Annotated in this window: 12 protein-coding genes; 7 read left to right on the top strand and 5 right to left on the bottom strand. The window is 39.3% G+C overall.

Going from position 1 to position 14,728, the window contains the following annotated elements; genetic code table 11:
- Positions 1 to 68 precede the first annotated feature (68 nt).
- Positions 69 to 755 (top strand): epoxyqueuosine reductase, encoded by a 687-nt coding sequence (locus tag UFO1_RS17390; protein WP_038672907.1) that lies wholly within the window; start codon positions 69 to 71, stop codon positions 753 to 755.
- Positions 756 to 827: 72 nt separating this feature from the next.
- On the opposite strand, the gene UFO1_RS17385 is transcribed toward UFO1_RS17390, so the two are convergent.
- Together UFO1_RS17385 and UFO1_RS17375 are read right to left on the bottom strand one after the other, a co-directional pair.
- Positions 828 to 1,583, bottom strand: a complete 756-nt coding sequence (locus UFO1_RS17385) for a SagB/ThcOx family dehydrogenase (RefSeq protein WP_038672905.1) — start codon at positions 1,581 to 1,583, stop codon at positions 828 to 830.
- Between the two features lie 652 nt (positions 1,584 to 2,235).
- Positions 2,236 to 2,769, bottom strand: coding sequence for a hypothetical protein (locus tag UFO1_RS17375; RefSeq protein WP_038672901.1), 534 nt, complete (start codon positions 2,767 to 2,769; stop codon positions 2,236 to 2,238).
- Between the two features lie 310 nt (positions 2,770 to 3,079).
- Between UFO1_RS17375 and UFO1_RS17370 the strand changes: the two genes are divergently transcribed.
- The 4 genes from UFO1_RS17370 to UFO1_RS17355 all read left to right on the top strand — a co-directional run bounded on the left by UFO1_RS17370 (position 3,080) and on the right by UFO1_RS17355 (position 7,989).
- The gene (locus UFO1_RS17370) at positions 3,080 to 3,715 is read left to right on the top strand and encodes a hypothetical protein (protein WP_038672898.1); all 636 of its coding nucleotides are present in this window, start codon (positions 3,080 to 3,082) and stop codon (positions 3,713 to 3,715) included.
- Between the two features lie 646 nt (positions 3,716 to 4,361).
- Positions 4,362 to 6,173 carry an ATP-dependent zinc metalloprotease FtsH gene (ftsH, locus tag UFO1_RS17365; protein WP_038672896.1) on the top strand — a complete coding sequence of 604 codons (1,812 nt, stop codon included), beginning with the start codon at positions 4,362 to 4,364 and terminating at the stop codon, positions 6,171 to 6,173.
- A 303-nt stretch (positions 6,174 to 6,476) separates the two neighbouring features.
- Entirely contained in the window at positions 6,477 to 6,854 is a 378-nt protein-coding gene (locus UFO1_RS17360; RefSeq protein ID WP_038672894.1) for a nuclear transport factor 2 family protein, read from the top strand.
- A 412-nt stretch (positions 6,855 to 7,266) separates the two neighbouring features.
- Positions 7,267 to 7,989 carry a hypothetical protein gene (locus UFO1_RS17355; RefSeq protein WP_236639235.1) on the top strand — a complete coding sequence of 241 codons (723 nt, stop codon included), beginning with the start codon at positions 7,267 to 7,269 and terminating at the stop codon, positions 7,987 to 7,989.
- A gap of 269 nt (positions 7,990 to 8,258) precedes the next feature.
- On the opposite strand, the gene UFO1_RS17350 is transcribed toward UFO1_RS17355, so the two are convergent.
- Both UFO1_RS17350 and UFO1_RS17345 read right to left on the bottom strand, forming a co-directional pair.
- Positions 8,259 to 8,627 carry a hypothetical protein gene (locus UFO1_RS17350; protein ID WP_038672890.1) on the bottom strand — a complete coding sequence of 123 codons (369 nt, stop codon included), beginning with the start codon at positions 8,625 to 8,627 and terminating at the stop codon, positions 8,259 to 8,261.
- A 303-nt stretch (positions 8,628 to 8,930) separates the two neighbouring features.
- Positions 8,931 to 9,344, bottom strand: a complete 414-nt coding sequence (locus UFO1_RS17345; RefSeq protein WP_038672887.1) for a hypothetical protein — start codon at positions 9,342 to 9,344, stop codon at positions 8,931 to 8,933.
- Between the two features lie 388 nt (positions 9,345 to 9,732).
- Here UFO1_RS17345 and UFO1_RS17340 point away from each other — a divergent pair, with 388 nt between their 5' ends.
- Positions 9,733 to 11,367: a hypothetical protein gene (locus UFO1_RS17340; RefSeq protein ID WP_038672886.1), complete on the top strand. Its 1,635-nt coding sequence runs from the start codon at positions 9,733 to 9,735 to the stop codon at positions 11,365 to 11,367.
- Positions 11,368 to 11,624: 257 nt separating this feature from the next.
- Here UFO1_RS17340 and UFO1_RS17335 read toward each other — a convergent pair whose 3' ends face one another.
- Positions 11,625 to 12,374, bottom strand: coding sequence for an IclR family transcriptional regulator (locus tag UFO1_RS17335; RefSeq protein ID WP_038672884.1), 750 nt, complete (start codon positions 12,372 to 12,374; stop codon positions 11,625 to 11,627).
- Between the two features lie 335 nt (positions 12,375 to 12,709).
- Between UFO1_RS17335 and UFO1_RS17330 the strand changes: the two genes are divergently transcribed.
- Complete coding sequence (locus UFO1_RS17330; protein ID WP_038672881.1) at positions 12,710 to 14,695, top strand: YjhG/YagF family D-xylonate dehydratase; 1,986 nt, start codon at positions 12,710 to 12,712, stop codon at positions 14,693 to 14,695.
- Positions 14,696 to 14,728: the final 33 nt, after the last annotated feature.

Here is a 14,728-nt window from a genome sequence, read left to right as displayed (position 1 = left end):
ACTCTATGATAGTATAATTTGTAAAAAAGATCTAGCAAAAATCAGAAATTTTATGGAGGGTTTGGAGAATGAAAAACATCAGTGCTGACGAAATAAAGTGCCGGTTAAAAGAGCTGGGAGCGGATTTATGTGGGATAGCTTCCGTAGAGCGTTTTGCAGATGCACCTTCCGGATTTCATCCGACGGATATTCTTAAAGAGTGCAAAAGTGTAATCGTAATCGCTACACGCATTCCGATCAATACTCTTATTGCTTCCTCACAAGCCATATATACCTTTACCCATTTTAGAGTGTTTGACAAGATAAATTCGATTACGTTTGCTTTCGCAATAGAGTTAGAAAAATGGGGAATCTGTGCCGTTCCTGTGCCAGCATCGGAGCCTTATGAGTATTGGGATGATAACAGGAGACACGGACAAGGCATACTATCGTTAAAACATGCAGCCGTACGGGCTGGATTGGGGCAGATGGGGAAAAACACCCTTTTGGTTAACGATCAATTTGGGAATATGCTTTTGTTAGGTGCGGTTCTTCTCAATGAAGAAATTGAACCCGACTTGCTAGTAACATATCAGGCTTGTATACCCGGTTGTCGGATTTGCTTAGATGCTTGTCCTGCTAGTGCCTTGGATGGTAATACTATGGAACAACGCAAATGCCGCAGCATTTGTGGAAAAACTACTGATGGTGGAGGCTTTGTATATAATTGTAATTTATGCCGAAAGCTCTGCCCACATCACCAAGGAATAAAATAATAAAACTAGATTTTCGGCTCCCGCATCACATCTTTGAGTTACTTATAGGCGAGAACTGATTATCCAGAAAAACTATTTTTTCCCTACTGCAGCAAGATATATTACAAATTCTTCTTCTTCATTTAGACCCAATAGATGGTCTATAAGCTTTTGATCATAGATACCTATTGCACAAGCTCCAGCGTCTATTGATTCGCTTGCTAAATACAAGTTTTGGCATACATGTCCAATATCTATTAGAATTTTTTTATGGGCAGTAACATCAAATTTCCACTCCGATCGATAAGGAGTAGTACTCCAAATAAATAATACCGCTGCCTTATTGGCAAAATTAGGCGCAAATGGTTGATCCAATGTAATTGCGTCTATTTTATTTTCTAGTTCATCCAATTCAAACATGAATAAAAGCTTGTGTTCAAAAGGAAGGTATCGATATACTCCCTTTTGAATTTTCTCTACATTTCTGATCAGCAAGTAGCTTTCAAAAGAATGGGTTGCGCCACTGCAAGGAACAGTTCTAAACGTTAGTCCAGCTTTATTCGTACTGGTAATACCTTGGGTTGCCCACAGGAGATAAGATAATTCTTCAAGACTTATAGGTTTATCACTGTAAAATCTTGTACTTCTTCTTTCCTTTATACAAGTATAGATATTTCCATTTGTCAGTGTGCTTTCATTTACCATTGGGAGATCAACTAATTTCGAATTAATTTCATAAGGCTTCACCTTTGGCGGTTGAGAGATTCCCTTCTTTGCATCAGTTTTTATTGTCTTAAATTCTGTAAAATTTGACTTTAAGAAATTTCTATAGTTGTCGTATTTTCCCATAACTAGCTCCTTTAAATGTTTCTTTTACGTCTTTTAATTGTTGGATAGACTTTTTATTTTCATTTCCTTAGTAATGTTGCATTTTTCTTTTGAAGTAATGTATCCTCACCTCCCTATATAATGTTTTTTATCTCAATGAAATACATTGAACGGAATTTTACATGAGATTACACTATATATAGTTATTGAATTATATAATTACACTATATATAGTACAATCCCTGCTAAGAGATGAAAAAAACAAATTGGTTTTTCCTAAAATTAGCCTACTGCTATCACATTGAAGTGACAGGCTTTCTGTCTGCTCTCTGACGGGAAGCGTATAACGCCGATGAAAATACTTATAGGACTTCGAAAGCCATCTACTTGTCTGGTAGATGGCTTGTTTATCCCAAATTATCGGACATGGACACAGAATAGGCATTGTACTAAAAATGGGGTATTTCTGATATACTTTGACTTTTTCAGTGATTTTGGATATAACGATAAACTCCTGCAAAGCAGCCTAGCTTTGCAGGAGTTTTGTTTTAATGTAAATAGAGTAGAAATATGGGATATTGCTTTTCAAAGAAAAGCTATTATATATTAATGACGTGAGATGAGAAAATAGGCATGACTCAAAAGAACCGTCCCTGTGATTCTTTGGCGTGGCTTACTTATTTTCCGGTTTAGTTTCGTGGTCATTTGGTAATGGATTAGTGACTGCTGGTTGTAAGTTATGTGAAAAGCTTTTTATTTCAGAGAGGACATAAATACCTTCTTGCCATATTTGGAATTTGTATAGGATTATGGCAATAATAGATTCGAAAATAAATGCTATTAGGCTAGCATTATAGTCGAGAATCCCCCTGGTTCCCAACCAAGGCAAAATAGTAAAAGCAAATACAGCATTAAGAATGGTGTCTACAGTTAAATATAACCCCAAACGGCCATATGTATATTTTAAAAGCCACATTGGTATTATTAGAAAAAAGCTAAAGAAGAAAGCGAGTATTTCAACAAATGGGTAAATATTTTCCCGAGTAGCCCACCACATATTTCTGATACCTGTCTCATAAACTATTATGCACAAAATCGTAGATAAGAAGCCGACAGATATATAACGTTTAATATCTTCTTTTGGCATAAAGAATAGAGTTAACCACGGAAAAAATAGCATTAACCATAGTAGCACTTGATTACTCATAGCAAACCTCCTGTAGTCATATGAGTTAGTTTTCCCTGCTTTGCTTGTTTAATACTGGAATATTGGCAAACGCTTGCTGGAGTCGGAAAAATGGCAATCATAATTAGTAAATTGGATTAACTTTAATGGTATATCGATGCTCATATTGTTGCTAATAGAGAAGAAAGAAATCCTGCCAATTTTTTAGCTTGGCAGGATTTCTGCTATTTGATAGTAAATACTTCGAACGAAGAGTATGATGGTATTTTGGTGGGACAGACAGCCCGTACCATTTATGTTCTCAGAGGTTTTATAAAGAGGAGATGATTTTGTGAATAAAGTGAAGCTCAAAGAAGCCGAAAACAATTTTATCATACGATTTCCCGGTGGATTTTCTAATCCTCAGATGCTCGAATTGGCGAAAAAGCATAAAGTAGAAAAAATGAAAAAAATAGCGCAAGACAGCTTTGCAATTGGGCAATTTGAAAGTGCTGCCAATATCGTAGACTCCATGGGGAAGATTGTCAGCCAGTCCTCTTTGATTTCTCTTTTTGAAAAGCCAAAGTTTAGAGAGTTAGTGAAAGTTTTGAGCGATAGTGAAAAAGAGCATTTAGCTCATGGCCTAAAGGAGTTTTTACATGGAGATCAGGCGTATGGCTTTGGGTTAATGACAGGACTGCTTTATGAGTATAAGTTGGCGAAATGGCCGCTGCTAACAGTCTATCCTATATATTACCGGCCAAGTGTGGAAGTTTTCGTAAAACCGACTACAGTGAAAGGGATAATAGAGTACTTTGAATTAGCAGGACTCAAATACAATTCTAATCCAACCTTTGAATTTTATAAGGCTTTTCGAGAACAAATCATGCAGATGAAACAAGAAGTCCATGCTTCACTGCAAGTTGATAATGCTGCATTTTGCGGATTCCTTATGATGACTCTGGAGAATCATTTGCATAAAGATTGAATAAGGCATTGCAAGGTCACGGCTTGCCATGCCGAGCCCCTGTCCATGCAATGAGCATAGAGAATAGAGAATAGGCAATAGTTAGAGCTGATCAAAAAACAATATATACGAAATCAAGCTCCTGCACAGCAGCCTAGCCTTGCAGGAGCTTTGTATTTTAATGGAAATAGGATAGAAATATGGGATACCGCCTTCAAAGAAAAGTTCATGTTCATATATTTATGACATGAGACAAGGAGATGGGAGTGAGTCGGAAGAAGCGTCCCCGTGAGTCTACTAGCTCGAGGGATTTACGTGACTAAATGTAATTCGTAATAAGACTCTTCGCTTTTCAAGGCGTTCTTGTCCTTGGCGAGACCGCAATCATTGAATAATTACCGATATATTAGATAAGCTAACGTTAATAACTTTGAAAGGAGAACAATTAAGATGACAATGGAACTGTTATAAAAACCAGAAATCTCATGAAGAATATCCCCAACGTTGAACCAGTAATGACTTCAATTACGAACCTCCTGGCCAGTGAGAGCCCTAAAGAGATTGATGCTTTATATAACACCGTTTAGCAGAGTTTTGATAAATATAACTATGGCTAAATGGTCAGACTTCAATAGTAAATTAACATCAAGCCCAAAAGGAGAATCATATGGATAACAAACAGCGAAGCTTTTCCGCAGGGTATCTTATTATCGCCATGCTGGCAACTTGGCTCTTTAACGATCTTGTTTATAAACCATTCATTATTCGCGAAACAGAGGTCAGCTACAATGTTTTCCTCCAGGATTTAAAGGAGAACAAGATTAATGAGGTCATTTTGAATGGCGACCGTATTGTTTTTACGTTGAAAGCCACGGAAAATAAAAAAGAAACTGTCGCTAATGTTGTGGCAGTCACTGATCCAGACTTGGTGGATCGCCTGATTGCATCAGGGGTAGCTTTTTCGGCTCAAGCTCCAACGAAAAGTTTGCTTTCAACCCTATTGGGATGGATTCTACCCCTACTACCTTTATTCTTAATCTGGTACTTTATTTTTAAGAGGATGGGAGGCGGGGGACCTAACGCCATGTCTCTGGGAAAAAGTAAAGCTCATGAGATTAGCGGAGAAATGATTGGTATTAAATTCAGTGATGTCGGCGGGGTCGGCGAAGCTGAAGTTGAATTGCGGGAAATCATTGAATATCTGAAAAATCCAGAGAAGTTTAGCAAAATGGGAGCGAAGTTGCCTAAAGGGGTGCTTCTTGCTGGTTCACCTGGAACAGGAAAAACCCTTCTCGCTAAAGCGACAGCAGGAGAAGCGGAAGTTCCATTTTTCTTTCTTACCGGTTCAAGTTTTGTTGAAATGTTTGTCGGGGTAGGAGCTGCAAGAGTACGAGATCTTTTCGAACAAGCACAAAAGAAGGCTCCCTGTATTATCTTTATTGACGAAATTGATGCCATTGGACAAGCACGGACGAGTGTTGCAGGGATAGGCGGAAACAGCGAACAGGAAAATACTCTGAATCAGTTGTTGGCGGAAATGGACGGATTTGCGGCTAATTCTGGTGTGGTCATAATGGCAGCTACCAATCGACCGGAAATCCTGGATGCTGCATTGATACGACCAGGTCGTTTTGACCGACAGATTCAAGTAAATTTACCTACTGAGCCAGGTCGTCTTGAAATTCTAAGCATTCACACTCGCAGCATGCCTCTTGGCAGTGATGTAAATCTCGAACGTCTTGCTAAGATAACAGCTGGTTTTTCAGGAGCGGAATTAGCCAATCTTGCCAATGAAGCTGCCTTGTTAGCCATCCGGCAAGGGACTAAGACAATTTCCATGGCTGATTTTGATTTAGCTATCGAGCGGGTTGTAGCAGGACTGCAGCGAAAAACACCCCTTTCCGATGCGATTCGGTCTAAGGTTTCTTATCATGAGGTCGGTCACGCACTTATTGCTTATTATCTTCCTGGAACCGATCCGGTTCACAAAATCAGTATTATCCCAACTGCAAAGGGTGCGCTGGGCTATACCATGCAGATGCCGGAAGAAGATCGCTATCTTATCGGAGAGAATGAACTTAAGGCACGCATCGCCGTAATGCTTGGCGGAAGGGCGGCCGAACTCATTATTTTTCAGGAAGCCTCCACTGGTGCTTCCAATGACCTTGAACGTGCTACAGAAATGGCACGGCGTATGATTACTGAGTTCGGGATGTCCCTAAAGCTAGGGCCGGTTCGCTATGCGAATACTACAGGGACCTACCTAAGAAGTGGGGTTTCAGGACGAGAGGATTTAAGTCCTGCTACCATTTTACATATCGATCAAGAAATTCATCGGTTGCTGGATGAAGCACAAAATACAGCTAAGCAGATCCTAACCGAACACATTGCTGCTTTACATGAGGTCGCACAGTTTTTAAAAGAGAAGGAAGTCATTTCTGGAGATGAACTTACCCGTATTGTAACTTCGACGTCTTAATATTGGTCTAATGTAGTCCGCTTCCGCTGAGACGATTAACAGGAGTGAGCCAAGGGACGGTTCCTTGACTCATTTAATACGGTGGAATTACACGGTTGTGGCTCGCCGTGCCGAGCCCCTGCCCATGCAATGAGCATAGAGAATAGACGATAGTTAGAGCTGATCAAAAAAAACAATATATACGAGACAAACTCCTGCAAAGCAGCCTAGCCTTGCAGGAGCTTTGTATTTTAGTGGTAAATAGAATGGGAATATGGGGATTTGTTGTTTAGAAGAATAGATTGATTAAGGAGTGGGGAATTCTTGAAAAGAAGAGAAGAGAAAATTCAAGAGTACTTTAATTTATGGATTACTAAAGAATCAGCCCAATTAAAAGATATATTTTCAAATGAAGTTTTTTATAGTGAATGTTATGGACCTGAATATCACGGGATTGACCAAATTCTAAAATGGTTTAACGATTGGAATAAAAGAGGAACCGTTTTGCAATGGAGAATAAAGCATTTCATTCATGAGGGGAACTGCGCCGTGGCAGAATGGTATTTCGAGTGTGAGTTTGATGGGGTGCACGATGAATTTAATGGCGTTTCCATTATTTTGTTTAGCTCCGACGAAAAAATTGTTTCTTTAAAAGAGTTTCAGTCAAAATCAAAACATTATCAGCCTTATAGAGAAAATTAGATAAAGTATATCGTTTTTTTTACCCCTTCGAGCATGTTGGGCTTTAAGAGTACCTTATCTTGCAAGACAGGACTACCGTCCCCGCGTCCTCTTTTATAATTGATAGGATCTAGTGGACATAGAACCTGTCCCCTTGTCCCATGGGGATTATCTTATGGATTTCTGTTCTGCTCTATTACCTGATACTGAGGCTATGTATAGAAAGGCAACAAGCTCGGCCTGTGGTATTGTTCAGTTAAAAATGGGTACAATTTATTTAAATCTGTAAATTTTAAAGCGCGGGAGGTGATGGGGCCTGACTTCTGCCTATTGGTATTACGTACTTATCGTTATAAGCCTCATTTTATTAAGTATATCACTAAGCTACAAGAAAAACTGGAAAATATTGGTCCTGCACTTGATGATTACAGGCATGATTCACCCGTTCGAAGCAGTGGTCATGCTGACAGATGGTTATCGATATATACCGGGCATCGTGCTTGATCCACAGGCCGACAGCACTATTGGTGCTTTTATCTCAGATCTATTTATTGTCCCAGCTTTAGCAGTAGTGATAAATGCGTTTTCGCTTTCTTGGCCCTTTATCCTGGGAATTGCTGCCGCTTTTACGGGCATTGATTGCCTTTACGTTAAGATCGGTGTTTATGAACATTACTGGTGGAAAGCCATATACACTGGTAGCGGGTTAATCATTCTGTACGCTATAAGCAGATGGTTTTGGCATTGTCTTCAGGAAAAGAAGCCATCGTTATTATTTCGCCTCCTAGCTATCTACCTAACGTATATTCCCATTCCAATCATAATCAACTTTGTATTAGCCAGACTACTTAATGTATTTAAATTCGAAATTTATTTGTTATCAGTCCTAGAGAAGAATCATCCTGTCTTTAACAATGTCTATCTTATTTTTACAGGGGTTGTTGTTACGCTTTGCATCGGTCTCAGATTGCGCTTTCGGTATCGTCTTTTCGGCATTGGCCTATTGGCTTTAGTCAGTTGGGCGCTAGGGTATTATAATATATTTGTGTCTCCCATTGAAATGTCTTCACAGTACCTTACCTTAGTTCCACTAATAGGAGTACTTTTTGTAATTGTCCTATTTCATATCGCTAAGTTAGACTACCTCTTTCGTTAATACTCCCAGTATAGCAATAGGCTGCATCAATGCTTATGGTAGAATTGTTTAGAGATTTTTACCAAAGGAAAAAACACTGATGAATGTTTAGAATATAAAGAACAGCTACATGCAGAAAAAGAGAGGAGTACTCAAAAGAACTGTCCCTTTGCTTCTTCGGGCGGAGAGCGGAGAAGTTACATTGGGAATACTAGCTTTAGCCGTGGATAAAACAACGAAGCTAGGAAAATAAAATAGAGCCAACTAAGGCTCTATTTTATTTATACTGGTTATAAGGCGGTCTCTTCTTCTTCTTCTTCGCCAAGACAACAACGGCTAGGACCTACGGCAACAATTTGATTTACATTGATCCTAATAATATCGCCTTCTTCAAAAAGATCGGGATCAATCTCCTCTATATTGGCGTTGTCTCTAATTATCGCAGGATCGCAGGTTAGTCTCAAAACTATAAAGTCAGGATCGTCGTCTAATTTTGCCTCTACTTCAACCTTAAGTGGTGGGCAACATTTATCGTCGTCATGGTGTTTGCGAGGTTCTTTTTCATCCTTTAGAATTTGTCCCTGAAATATAACGCGATCATCCGTTAATATAGTTACAGCTCCAATAGAGTTAATAAAGAAATCTTTATCAAAACGCATTTAATTCACTCCTTTTATTTTATATATAGCATAATATGCTAATGTCTTATGTAATGTTCTTAAATAGTGTCCTTTTACAGTAAGAAATAACCCCTCCGCAAGAAATTAGACAGGCGGAAGGGTTACTTCTTTTAGGCGAAAGCTTGCTATATTAGAGAGGGGCATGGCGTACATGAGATAAGAAGATGGTAGTGACTCAAAAGAACCGTCCCTGTGAGTCTATCGAAAGAACCATGAATAATACTAAGACCGTCCTAAAACAGGGGGACAGGTGCAGTGTAAAATGTACCTGTCCCTATATTTTTATACGGAAATTTCCTGAGCCTGGTGCGCGGTGATCCAGCTTTGGCATTCGGCGGGTGCAGCGGGAATGATTAGGATATTGGTGAGGTTAGGCATTCGGTCGATTTGATTGAGAAGAACCGGGTTGGGATGAATGGCCAGCAAGCTGCCGGTATGATCTACCGGGAAGTTATTCTTGGTGGTCATAATTTTAAATGTGACGGTGCCGATTTTAAATTGAGCGGCAAGGATGGATTCCCGAATCTGAAATTGATTTAGTTCCGTATCTTGCAAGGCGGCTTCCAGTGTACTTTTTTGGACGCCGGCTAAGATGCCATGATGCGGGATATGATAAATACTTTGATTTGTCAGCCAGGTTAAACCAGCGTTAATAGCTTGCGGATGGGAGTTGTTGTTAATGTAATAATGTTGCATATTCATTCCACCTCGTATAGTCTCATAAAAGATTAACAGGACTTCGTTTCTAAAAGAAGTATATCATGTCAATAATTAAAGTTCAAATTGTATTATAAAAGATAATTTGTGTCAATGTGTTCTTCTAACGACAAACTCCTGCAAATCAACTTAGCCTTGCAGGAGTTTTGTATTTTAATGGTAAATAGGATAGAAATACGGAATATGTTTTTCAAAGAAAAGCTTATGATTATATATTGATGACGTGAGATGAGAAAATGGAGGACTCAAAAGAACCGTCCCCTTGAGTTTCTTCAAATATCCCCTTGAGGGGAATAGAAAAATTCGATATTGGCGAAATCTCTTTAGATGATTCAAGTAAATTTATAATTAAATCAGGGGTGAAGTCATGCAGGAAGAAAAAACATTAGCTGAAACGAAATTTGGAAAAATAGACAAGAAGAAATTGTTGGCAATTAGCTTAGTTATACTGCTAGTGATTGGTGCAGGGTTATTTCAATTTGTCGCAGGCAAAGTTCGGCAGGCTGCTGAGCAGAATCTTTTGGCAATGGCTAATGAGAAGATTAATGGCAAAGTCGTGGTTGAAAGTATTGATCTATCAATGTTGGGCGCGGTTGTGGCCAATAAAGTCCAGGCATTTGATAAATCAGGTCAGGAGGTAGCAGCATTTGACCGAATAAAGATAAGCTATAATTGGAGCGACTTGTTTAAAGGACAGCTTGGGCTGCAGCTGGTCACCGGTATTACAATAGAAAAGCCGGAAGTTTGGCTGGTATACCGGGATGGAAAATTTAACGTAGATGATTTGCTTAAAACTAAAAAAGATGAGAAGGCAAATTTCTTTGGGTTGGTAAAGGTTCAGAATGGGACAATTAATTTTGAATTGTCACCATTTAAGAATAAGATGGAAGAAGTAAATGGAACCATAGATTTTTCCCAGGAAAATTCATGTAAAACAGCTATCAGCGGTAAAGTGGAAGAAAGCAGTATAAACATTGACGGACAGTGGGGTTCTGGTGGCAGTTCTGCAGTTTCCCTAATAGTAAAAGGCGTTGATCTTGCAAAATTAGGTTTGACGACGGCAAATGATCCTATTCAGGTTACGGCTGGAATTCTTGATGAATTGACTGTAAAAGCAGGTGAAGGAGCGAATGGTAGTATAGCATTACAGTCGGTGGATGGGCGATTTTCCGGTTTACATACTGTAGGCGCATTAGAGGTTACTCAAGCTGGAGGCAGTTTCACGAAGCAGGACAACAGTATTGGCTTTACTGATGTAAGTGCTTTGTATAAGGGACAGTCGATTACAGGTACTGGGCGTGTGATAAGTAATGCTGATGGAAACCAGACGTTGGACTTTGCTGTTAAGATGCCTTCGGCCAGCCCTGCGGCAATAATGCCGAATCTGAAAGCTTCAGGTAACTTGGCGGCCAATGCGGCTATTACAGGACCTGTGCTTTCGCCGGTCGTTGCCGGCAGTTTCACGTTGGATAGTCTTGAATTCGGTGACATGGTTGTAAGTGGTATCAGCGGTTCTTTTAATTATGTGAATAAGGTGATGGAGTTGCTGACGTCTGCTGGTACAACCAACGGTGGTTCTGTTTCGGCCAATGGCGTTATTTATCCCGATTCGGAAAAATATAATTTATCGATTTCAGGCAGTGGACTACAGAGCTCACAGATGACCACAAAAGATGTTTCAGGACCCCTTTCCTTCGTTGGAAGGACTGTCGGCGATTCGGGCTCAGCACTGACTCAGGGGAGTTTTAGCATTAATAATGGTAAGGCGTATGGTCTCTCATTCCAGACCTTGACCGGCAGTTTCTTAAAACATGGTTCTGCGGAAACTGAAATAAGCAATCTGGCGATAAAGACTGCATTAGGAACTTTTTATCCAGAACAGTTGAATCAGGATATCATGAATGGGTTAAATAAATCCATTGCTGAAAGAAATATACCGACATCAATTGATGCTGTAAAGAAAGCCGGGACAGAAAAATTGATTCAGCAAATTTTCCGGTAGACTTTTAATTTTTCCTATATTAATGTTGTGCGTTCGCTGAGTTTTCAAAATAATAAATAGCACAAAATCCCCTTTTTACATGTTAACTGCCTACCGCAGTAACCTGTAAAAAGGGGATTTTCTTATTATATTACTACACTCATACACCATACTCAAGTTCCTACTTCTAGGCCAGCACCACTTCCGAAATAAGGTCCACCAATCTATCTGCGGTGAACCATATAATAATACGAAAATTCGTTTTATAGATTCTTTTTTTACTTGAAATTAACATTACCGAACTGTCTGCGGGCATTTAGTAACAATTCGGTTATTAAATTTAATTTTTCTTTAGTCGCTCGAAAATTAGGAACGCTAACGCTTAGGGCGGCAATTACATTACCGTTGGACTCCAAAGGCACAGCATAACAACATAGCCCCTTGGTAATTTCTTCGTATTCTTTAGCAATATGCTCTTTTCTAATTGTTAATAATTGATTATTTAAAATATCGAAATCTGTAATTGTATTCTCTGTATAGGGAATTAAGCCCTTTGGATATAATTTTTTTACTTCTTCAATGTCATAGTTGCTTAATAAAGCTTTTCCTAATGCGGTGCAATATGCGGGAAGTCGTTTTCCGACACGAGAGATAATGCGAATATCCAAGCCTACTTCGGGTTCCTCTTTTAAGACGTATAAAACATTGTTTCCTTCTAAAACTCCCATTTGGCAGATTTCTTTAATTTCAGTAACGACATTTTTCATTATAGACTTGGCGAATTCAAGCATGTATTCATCTTGAGAATAAGAAGATCCAATACAAAAAGTGGAGATACCTAGTTTATAACGAAACGAATCCTTACCGAGTTGGATGTAATTCATATCAGTCATAGTTTGCAAAATAGGGTAAAGCGTGCTCTTGGGAACCGAGATAGCTTTAGATATTTCTGTAAGAGTTAATCCATCTGCATTAACAGATAAAAGATTTAATATATTTAATACTCGTTCTGTAGGCTTATGAGACATAAATACTCCTTAGATCAATAAAATTTGTATCACTACCATTTTATTGATTTTTAAAAAAAATGTCTACTTAAATATGAATTGTAATTACTCGCTAAGCATAATCAGGTGGAATGAAAAGTTAAAATACTATTGCGAATAATTGCATAAATGTGCTATTATCTAGTTAATAGTTCTTATAAACAAATTTAGTTCGTATATAAGAATTAATAGCATACGCATGATTACTGTGATTCAATTTGAAATTTATGTATAAAGGAGTGGTTAACAGAGAAAAAAATCTCATCATGTAGGTCATAGTCTTTGAATGTAATGAAATTGTAAGGAGGGAACTGTTTATGTCAATGAAATCAATTTATGATGTAAAAGATGTATCTTTATATAACATTTACACTCATGCTGAGGGGCCAAAGGGAAAGTTGCCTTTTAGTGAAGAGTTCTTAAGAGAATCGCCAAGTGGACATATTTTTGGAATGACTCTAAATGCTGGCATGGGTTGGAATCCAGAAAGACTTAATGATGATGATGTACTTATTTTAAGTACGCAAGGGGGAATTCGTGGTGAAGACGGCAGCACTGTAGCTGTAGGGTTACATACAGGCCACTACGAATTAGGCTTGCAGATGCGTGCGGCCGCAGATGAATTGGCACACCATGGTGCCATACCGTATGCGGCATATGTTACGGATCCGTGTGACGGGAGAAGCCAAGGAACTACCGGTATGTTTGACTCATTGCCTTATCGTAATGATGCTGCAATCGTGTTTAGACGATTGGCGCGGTCTCTTCCAACAAGAAAAGCGGTAATGGGTATTGCTACTTGTGATAAGGGGTTGCCGGCGATGATGATGGCGTTGGCATCGATGCACGATTTGCCGACTGTTCTTGTTCCAGGAGGTGCAACGCTTCAACCCGTAAAAGGTGAAGATGCCGGGACGGTTCAGACAATAGGTGTTCGATTCGCTAGTGATGAAATTTCTTTTGATGAAGCGGCACAAGTGGGTTGCAGAGCCTGTGCATCAGCCGGTGGTGGGTGTCAATTTTTTGGAACGGCAGGGACTTCTCAAGTAATAGCGGAATCACTGGGACTCGCAATTACACATTCTGCTTTAGCGCCTTCCGGGCAGCCTATTTGGGAAGAAGTTGCAAGACAGTCTGCTAGAGCTGTGATGGAATTAAAGGAAAAAGGGATTAAAACAAGCGATATTATTACTGATAAGGCAATTGAAAATGCAATGGTTCTACATGCGGCATTTGGTGGATCGACAAATTTACTTCTTCATTTGCCAGCGATTGCTTTTGCAGCAAATTGTAAAGTGCCTACAGTAAATGATTGGGCAGCCGTTAATAAAAAGGTTCCTCGTTTAGTAAGTGTTATGCCAATTGGTCCGGTTAACTACCCAACGGTAAGCGTCTTTTTAGCTGGTGGAGTTCCAGAGGTTATGCTTCGCTTAAGAGAACTTGGTTTGCTGCATGAAGATGTTATGACAGTTACAGGTGATACGTTAGGAGCTAACTTGGATTGGTGGGAAAAATCGGACAGACGTAAAAAATGTAGAGAGCGTTTAGAAGCATTAGATGGGGTAAATCCTGACGATGTAATTATGAATCCTGGCAAAGCTAGGGAGAGAGGATTAAGATCTACCGTAACGTTTCCAGTTGGAAACATTGCAACCGAGGGATCCGTTGTTAAATCTGCAGCCATTGATCCAACGGTGATTGATGAAGATGGCGTATTCAGACACACTGGCAAGGCGAAAGTATTTACATCCGAAAAGTCAGCAATTAAAGCAATAAAAGATAAAAAAATACAAGCTGGCGATATTATGATTGTTATGGGTGGAGGTCCGAAAGGAACCGGTATGGAGGAAACTTACCAGTTGACTTCCGCATTGAAAAAATTACCTTTTGGGAAACATGTTTCTCTGATTACGGATGCTAGATTTTCTGGTGTTTCTACAGGAGCTTGCTTTGGACATGTAGGACCTGAAGCATTGGTTGGCGGGCCACTGGGTAAATTGCAAGATGGGGATTTAATAGAGATTATTGTTGATGGAAATCAGTTTGAAGGCTCACTTAATTTCATCGGAACAGAAGAAAATCGGCTTTCTTATAATGAGGCCGCTGAAGTATTGAAAAAACGAGAGATACATCCAGGAGTGCAGCCAGATCTAGATTTGCCTGATGATACTAAATTGTGGGCAGAACTTCAGTCCATTAGTGGTGGAATATGGAAAGGCTGTGTCTATGATGTGGATAAAATCATCGAGGTTATTGAAGCTGGAAAAGAAGTTCTAGCAGATAAGAAAAAACTTGGTTTCTGATAAGTACTCAGACGCCGACAGAAACCTTAATTG

The organism is Pelosinus sp. UFO1, from assembly GCF_000725345.1.
In the GTDB taxonomy this organism is placed as follows: domain Bacteria; phylum Bacillota; class Negativicutes; order DSM-13327; family DSM-13327; genus Pelosinus.
Note: the sequence above shows the minus strand (reverse complement) of the source record. Positions and strands in the feature narration are given on the sequence as shown.

Coding starts and splice junctions, on each gene's coding strand:
- UFO1_RS17390 (WP_038672907.1), top strand. CDS start 69: ATGAAAAACATCAGTGCTGACGAAATAAAGTGCCGGTTAAAAGAGCTG.
- UFO1_RS17385 (WP_038672905.1), bottom strand. CDS start 1,583: ATGGGAAAATACGACAACTATAGAAATTTCTTAAAGTCAAATTTTACA.
- UFO1_RS17375 (WP_038672901.1), bottom strand. CDS start 2,769: ATGAGTAATCAAGTGCTACTATGGTTAATGCTATTTTTTCCGTGGTTA.
- ftsH (WP_038672896.1), top strand. CDS start 4,362: ATGGATAACAAACAGCGAAGCTTTTCCGCAGGGTATCTTATTATCGCC.
- UFO1_RS17355 (WP_236639235.1), top strand. CDS start 7,267: ATGATTCACCCGTTCGAAGCAGTGGTCATGCTGACAGATGGTTATCGA.
- UFO1_RS17350 (WP_038672890.1), bottom strand. CDS start 8,627: ATGCGTTTTGATAAAGATTTCTTTATTAACTCTATTGGAGCTGTAACT.
- UFO1_RS17345 (WP_038672887.1), bottom strand. CDS start 9,344: ATGCAACATTATTACATTAACAACAACTCCCATCCGCAAGCTATTAAC.
- UFO1_RS17340 (WP_038672886.1), top strand. CDS start 9,733: ATGCAGGAAGAAAAAACATTAGCTGAAACGAAATTTGGAAAAATAGAC.
- UFO1_RS17335 (WP_038672884.1), bottom strand. CDS start 12,374: ATGTCTCATAAGCCTACAGAACGAGTATTAAATATATTAAATCTTTTA.
- UFO1_RS17330 (WP_038672881.1), top strand. CDS start 12,710: ATGTCAATGAAATCAATTTATGATGTAAAAGATGTATCTTTATATAAC.